Below are 6521 nucleotides of genomic sequence, written 5' to 3' on the forward strand. Positions count from 1 at the left end.
CCCCTGTACATCCCGCCCGCACAGACCCCGCCGGCCCCGGAGTCCGCCGAACCGGACCCCGACCCGGACCCGGAAACCGACTCCGGGTCCGATCCCGACACGGCGGAGGAGACCGACGAGGAGGCGGAGCCCCGGTCGGCCGACACCTTCGCGGCCGGCGCGACCTACCGTCTGCGCACCGGCACGGGACCCGATCTGTGCCTGGACACCGCTTCCGACCCCACATCCTCGGGCGTCAACGCCCACCAGTGGGCCTGCGGCGCCACGGCCGCCCAGCGTTTCCGTTTCGGCGCGACCGGCACTCCGAACACCTTCACCCTCTCCATCTCGGGCAACTGCCTGGAAGTGGCGGACGGCGAGACGAAGCCGGCCGGGAACGTCCGGATGGGGCCGTGCACCGGAGCGCCCTCCCAGCAGTGGCGGGTGGAGCCGCTCGGCAACGGCGCCCACCACCTGGTCGCGGTCCACAGCGACCTCTGCCTCGACGTGGCGAACAACTCCACCAACCGGGGCGCCAACGTCGGCCAGTGGCACTGCAACGACACCGGTGCCCAGGACTGGACCCTCGAACGCCTCTGAGGCCGGCTGGGCGGTCGGCGTTCCCCGGGTCGCGAGGCGGGGAACGCCAACCCGGGCGAGCACCCGGGCTCCAACGACGGCGCCCATCCACTTCTGACCGGCCGCTCTCACGGCTTCCGGCCCGGGAGAGCCCGTCTCACCCTTCCGGGAGTGGGAGGGGAGTGGACCGGTAACGCACCCGTGGAGGAGTGAACGACTTCCTCCTCCCCCCACATCGGGGAGAGCGCGTCGGCGGGACGTCGGTCAGTCCTGCGGTTCCAGGGTGCGCAGCAGGTCGAGCAGATCCTGCAGCGGGGTCAATTGGTCGTCGGTGATGGGGTCGGGACTGAAGTGCATCAGGCTGTTGCGGAAGCGGCGGCACTCCTCCAGGTCCTCGATGAACCCGTTCCGATCGATGTCCCAGCCCAGCGCGGCCCAGTTCTCCTCTTCCTCGAAAACGTACTTGTAGGCCCCGAAGTTGAGGTTGTCCACGGACTTCACCCGACCTCCGTTGCGAACGACCTTCCTGACACGATCCAGGGGGAGGTGCCGGTCGACGACCAGGCGCAGGCGCTGTTCGATCTCCTCGACGAGGACGAAGGGGCGCACGCGTGAACCGAACTGCTCCGCCAGGTCGGAGGCGGTGATCAGACCGCGAACACGGTGCTCGTGGTCGTGGACGAAGACATATCCGAAGCGCTGGATGGTGCCGATCGCCTCGAGGAGGTCCTCGGAGAGACCGACCTCCTTTCGCGGGCCGGTGGCGGCCTCCAGATCCGGGTTCGGGGTCCGCATGCGGGCCCGCCCGACCGACTCCCAGCTCACCACTCCGCGCAGCCGCCCCTCGGCGTCGAGAACGGGAACCTGGCTGTAGTTCCGTCGCGCCATGATCGTCACGGCCTTCCGCAGGTCATCCCCGACCCGCACCCCTTCGGGCATGCGGTTCGCGGATTCCAGATTGCTCACCCGGTACGCCACGACGGTGCGTGGCCCCGTGTCCTCCTCAGCCTGCCCGCGCACGGCCCGGGCGGCGTTTCGGACATCCTCAGGGAGTTTCGCGTCCTCGGCGGTGCGGGTCACCGCGCTCTTCCCCGACTCGTCCGGCTCGGAACCCCCGGCCAAGATGGTGACGCGGCTGTCCAGGGAGCCCTCGGTGAACGGTGGCACGGTGATCAGACCCTTGTCCCGCAGGTCGGCGGTGATTCGCTTGATGGCCTCCGGAGAACGGCGCCGCACGTCCCACACGGCGAGGAAGTCGCGTACCGAGAGTTCGAGGGAGTCCTCGGCGGAGCGGCCACGCACTTCCTCGACCAGCTTCGTGGGGCCGGTCAGTTCGGCGGCGAGCTCGTCGGCCTCGGGGTCGCCCGGGTCGAGCTTTCCCCCGGCCATGACCCCCACCCGTTCCGCGGCCCCGTACCGACCGAGTTCGAAGACGGTCAGCAGGGAGCCCAGACTGCTCAGCAGGTCGGGCCTGAACGCTCCTCGGTCGATGTCTCGGACGAGCCACTCCACCCGCCGGGTGTGGCGGGTGCCCTCCTCGGCCTCCGGCCGGTACGCGTAGTCACCCACCACTCGACCGATGTTCACCACGCCGGACTTCAACGGCATGACGACCAGGTCGCCGGCCGCGATCTCGTTGACGAAGCGGTGGATCTGTCCGGCCCAGTTGCCGATCGTGTAAGGGCCCTCACCGGGATAGGCCCCGGCCACGGCGGCCCTGACCTCGTCCCGCGTGGTGCCGCCCAGGTCGCCCAGACCACGCCAGCCGATGATGAGAACACCATCCTCCAGCGCCGCCCGTTCCCGCTCCCGGTCCTCCCCGACTCGCACTCCCCAGGCCCGCATCTCGCCCCTCCCACAGGTGTCACGACGTGTGATCGAGGAGCGACCCTACAACGCCGGTGACGCCAACTCCCTGCCGGTGAAGGAGGGGTGTGCGAAAAGCATCGGTGCCGGCCGTATTCCACCCCCTGGCTGTCACGAAGTCCGCGAACTGCCCGGCATGACGTGCCGGCGGCCATCGAGTGGGTCCCGTGCCCGTGGCGAAAATCCGCCCTACACCATCGCCGGTGTCCCGACATCGGCCGCCGGCCGGATGAGCGAGTGCAGCTTCTCGCGGGTTTCCGGGTCGGTGGAGTGGATGATCGTGCCGATCATGCTCCGGGTCAGCAGCACCTTGTAGGTGTTGCGGATGAGCCGGTCCACATCCTCGTCGGGGGTCGTCGAGGTGAAGGTCGAGTCCTTGGAGGCGGTGCGGTCCACCACCCAGCGGTCGGTGCGCCACACCAGGTCCGGACCGATGATCACGCCCGCCCAGTCGTACTCGAAGCCCTGCGCGGTGTACACGCACCCCACCTGGCCGAACCCGGCGTCCTCGGTGGCCCACAGCGCCGAGGGCGGCGCCCCGAGCACGGACCGATCACCCTGCAGGTTCCACGGCCGCGCCCAGTCGCCGATGACCACGTCGGCGGGCAACTCCGTCGTCTTCGGGGTGACCTTGCTCCACTTCCAGCAGTAGCCGGCCGTCATGCGGGCGCCGTACCCCTCCTTCCGGCGGGCGAGCAGGAACTCCTCCATCTCCCGGGGGCTCTCGGCGGTCAGCACCTCCATCCGACCGTCCGGCTCCCATACGGGTGGCCCGTCCCCCTCGCCCTCCAGACCGAGCAATCCCACGACCCACCGCTCGTAGGCGGCGCTGCCGCCGCACCGGTACTGCCCGTCCAGCTCCACCAGGACCGACTCCACACCCATCCGCCCTGCCGCCGCCAGGATCTCCTCCGGGGTGCCCATCTCGCCCGGCCGCACCACCTGGTGCCGGTCGAGCAGGAACACCGGCACCCGGGCGGCGGCGATCAGCTCCTCCACCTGGGGGCGACCGGTGCGCAGCTCCGCCTTCGTCCAGCGATTGGCGGAGGTCTTGCGCAGTCGGTGGGCCTCGTCGCAGATGAGGGCGTCCAGTTCGTTCGGCTCGGCGGCCTGGAAGCTGTTGAAGTACTTGAACAGGTCCCGCACCACGGGCTTCCGGCGCCCGGCGACCCGCCGCATGGTCTTCGTGAAGGACTGGGAGCCGGTGGCGTGCAGCGCGGTCTCCCCGCGCCGGTACAGCTCCCCGAGGATGGAGAGGGCGATCACGCTCTTGCCGGAGCCGGGCCCGCCGGTCACCACGACGACCCGCTTGCCGTTGGAGCGCCGCGACTCCCGCACGGCCGACATCACCAGCTCGTACGCCTCCCGCTGCTCGGCCAGCAGCACGAACTGCTCGCGGTCGCGCACCTCCTCCGCCGCCACCGACATCAACTGCTTCGACGGTCGCGCCTTGGCGTCGATCAGCAGGTCGGCCGCATCGGCCCCGGGTGCGGGGGCGAGCCGGGAGCGCAGGAAGTCCAGGAAGGCGCCCCGCCGGTCGCCGGTGTACAGCCGGCCGAGCCGGTTCTCGCCGACGGCCCGCAGCCCGGCGACACCGGCCTCCCCGGCGTTGTGCAGGAACGCCACCCCGGCCAGGGAGTCCGGCATCCGCTCCACGGCGCCGTTGAAGGACTTCAGGTACGCGCAGTAGTCCCGGACCTGCTCGATCGGGTTGAGCACCGACCGGGGGTAGGAGTCCACCCGGCACAGCGCCGGGTTCTCCTCGTCCGGGTAGGCGGCGCTCCACTGCTTCAACTCCACCAGCACGTACGACGGATCGCCGGTGGTCGGGTGGACGCCGGCGAGGACCGCGTCCACCCGTTTGCTGGTCAGCGGCAGGCCGTACTCCAGGAGCACCTCCACCTCCCCGAGCCCCGCCTCGTTCAGGGCGTTGACGAGAGCGGGGATGCTGCGTTCCCAGGAACGCCGCTCCGAGGCACCGGGCCGATGGCGGTATCGGTGCGCGAAGTTCTCGATCAGGTGCAGGGTCAGCGACCCCTCGAGGAGACGGGCGGCCACGGACGCCGCGGACTCACGGAACAGCAAGGACATGCCCCCGGACAGCACGAAGAGAACTCGTGCGGGTGGGGGCATGTCCTGCGACGCTCCGCGAGGGCGGAGCGGGAAGCCCGTCGGGCCGCTGAGATGGCCCTCGCCATCCTAGGGGAACGCGACGATCACGGAGAGGTGATCCCCTCGGTCCCGGACGGCTCCCCCGGGCGGGGGCGGCGACCTCGGGGGAGCGGAGGACGGTTCGGCGTCGGCGCGGTGAACCGGGGAGGTTGACGATTCCGACTCCGGACTGCTCGGGGCCGGGGGCGGAGCCGGGCGGAGCCGGCGTCCCACCGCCTCCCATCGGCGAGCGGGCGCAGTCGCACGTACGGGCCGATAGGACCCATCACCCGCCCGGTGCGATTCAGCAGGATGTCGTGCACGATCTCCCCGGTCCGGGGAACCTGTGCGCCGGTCACGGGGTCGCCCCCTTCGGATGGCATCGGCGAGCGCCCGGGTCACGGTGGGGGAGCACACCTCGAAGTGGCGCCCGGGTGCGGATTGGGGCGTCCCCCGTCCCGGCCCCATGGGGCGGTACGCGATGGCCGGACGGGACCGGGTCGGGGGTGTGCCGACATGCGACACATGCAAGAGTTGCTATATGGTGATGTGGCAATGGGTTGTCCCGGTGTGAGTCCCGGGCGGCCACATCAACACGTGAGGAGTCCGTCATGACCACCGCCACCGAGCACCGCACGCACGAGGGCCACGACCACGCCCACGGCGAGGGCTGCGGCCACGTCGCCTTCCCCCACGGGGACCACGTCGACTACGCCCACGACGGTCACATCCACCGTGCCCACGACGGCCATGTCGACGAGTGCGGCCCCTCCGGTCACGCGGTGCACGAGGGCCACGACCACGTTCACGGCGAGGGCTGCGGCCACGTCGCCGTTCCGCACGGCGACCACGTGGACTACCTGCACGACGGTCACCGGCACGCCGCGCACGAGGGCCACTGGGACGACCACTGAGCGATCGTCCGGGGGCTCACGGGCTACTGGGAATCATTGTCACTTGCTAATATGTGCATGTGACGATGATTCCCCCTCCCGCGACGGAGGACCCGCTGGAGGCCCTGCGGGCCGCCAGTGATCTGCTGCGCGCGCTGGCCTCGCCCGTGCGCGTGGGCATAGTGCGGGAGCTGGCCGAGGGCGGGAAGTGCGTCCACGAACTGGTGGACGCGCTCGGCATCAGTCAGCCGTTGGTCTCCCAGCACCTGCGGGTGCTGCGCACCTCCCGCATCGTCACCGTCCGGCGCCGGGCCCGCGAGGCCGAGTACAGCCTGGTCGACGACCACATCGCGCACATCGTCCTGGACGCCATCCGCCACGCTCACGAGTAGCCGGCGGCCGGCCGCGGGCGGCGGCCCGGATCAGGAGCGCCCCGGCGCGAGCCGGGCCGGGGCGTCGGCCGCCGGAAGGTGGATCCAGCCCTCCACGGCGGCGGCCCCTTCCTCCTCCGCGCCTCCCGGCCGGGAGGTCAGCCCGAGGACGGCGCACCGGGCGGTCAGGGCGGCGATCAGCGCGTCGAAGGCGTGCTCGTTCCCCTCGTACGCCGCCCGCGCGCCGGGTTCGAACCGCAGCCACGGCATCACCCCCACCAGCGCCCCGGTGGACCGCGCGCCGGCCAGGCCCCACACCGCCCGGGAGCCCGCCGGGTACACCTCCACCACCCGTCCGGTGTCGGTCCGGTCCACCGGGTGCCCGCGTTCGGCGAGGTGGTGGGCCAGGTGCGCCCACCGGGCGGCGGTCGCCCCGAGTTTGTCCATCGACACCGACAGCGGCCCGCGCCCGGTCAGGGGGCGGAGCGCGGCGTCGGTGACCCGATCCGTCATCCGCAGTCGCAGGTCGCGGTAGTGCCCCTCCCGGTCGGCGTGGCCGGGCCAGGGCCGGTGATCGGCGTGGGCGGCGACGGCCTCGGCGAAGGCGATCGGCCAACCGAACGGGCAGTCGACCCCCGCCCCCTCGCCGTCCCCGAGGCCGGAGAGCAGGTCGAGCAGGTAC

The 6521-nt window shown here is 71.4% G+C and carries 6 protein-coding genes; 3 read left to right on the top strand and 3 right to left on the bottom strand.

Annotated features, from left to right (window positions below):
* Positions 1 to 579 (top strand): RICIN domain-containing protein (locus FNQ90_RS08990; RefSeq protein WP_182605880.1); only part of this gene is annotated, 579 nt, incomplete at its 5' end.
* A gap of 243 nt (positions 580 to 822) precedes the next feature.
* On the opposite strand, the gene FNQ90_RS08995 is transcribed toward FNQ90_RS08990, so the two are convergent.
* Together FNQ90_RS08995 and FNQ90_RS09000 are read right to left on the bottom strand one after the other, a co-directional pair.
* Positions 823 to 2403 carry a CBS domain-containing protein gene (locus tag FNQ90_RS08995; protein WP_182605881.1) on the bottom strand — a complete coding sequence of 527 codons (1581 nt, stop codon included), beginning with the start codon at positions 2401 to 2403 and terminating at the stop codon, positions 823 to 825.
* Positions 2404 to 2613: 210 nt separating this feature from the next.
* The gene (locus FNQ90_RS09000; protein WP_228470986.1) at positions 2614 to 4557 is read right to left on the bottom strand and encodes a DUF2075 domain-containing protein; all 1944 of its coding nucleotides are present in this window, start codon (positions 4555 to 4557) and stop codon (positions 2614 to 2616) included.
* Between the two features lie 629 nt (positions 4558 to 5186).
* Here FNQ90_RS09000 and FNQ90_RS09005 point away from each other — a divergent pair.
* Entirely contained in the window at positions 5187 to 5489 is a 303-nt protein-coding gene (locus FNQ90_RS09005; protein ID WP_182605882.1) for a hypothetical protein, read from the top strand.
* Positions 5490 to 5554: 65 nt separating this feature from the next.
* Positions 5555 to 5860 (top strand): ArsR/SmtB family transcription factor, encoded by a 306-nt coding sequence (locus FNQ90_RS09010; RefSeq protein WP_182605883.1) that lies wholly within the window; start codon positions 5555 to 5557, stop codon positions 5858 to 5860.
* A 30-nt stretch (positions 5861 to 5890) separates the two neighbouring features.
* On the opposite strand, the gene FNQ90_RS09015 is transcribed toward FNQ90_RS09010, so the two are convergent.
* Positions 5891 to 6521, bottom strand: a 631-nt coding sequence (locus FNQ90_RS09015) for a DUF429 domain-containing protein (protein ID WP_182605884.1), incomplete at its 5' end; no start/stop codon positions are given.

This window comes from Streptomyces alkaliphilus (genome assembly GCF_014141535.1).
Classification (GTDB): Bacteria; Actinomycetota; Actinomycetes; order Streptomycetales; family Streptomycetaceae; genus Streptomyces; species Streptomyces alkaliphilus.

What these genes read in the sequence shown, in the direction of transcription:
- FNQ90_RS08995 (WP_182605881.1), bottom strand. Translation starts at nt 2,403, where the DNA reads ATGCGGGCCTGGGGAGTGCGAGTCGGGGAGGACCGGGAGCGGGAACGG.
- FNQ90_RS09000 (WP_228470986.1), bottom strand. Translation starts at nt 4,557, where the DNA reads ATGCCCCCACCCGCACGAGTTCTCTTCGTGCTGTCCGGGGGCATGTCC.
- FNQ90_RS09010 (WP_182605883.1), top strand. Translation starts at nt 5,555, where the DNA reads ATGATTCCCCCTCCCGCGACGGAGGACCCGCTGGAGGCCCTGCGGGCC.
- FNQ90_RS09005 (WP_182605882.1), top strand. Translation starts at nt 5,187, where the DNA reads ATGACCACCGCCACCGAGCACCGCACGCACGAGGGCCACGACCACGCC.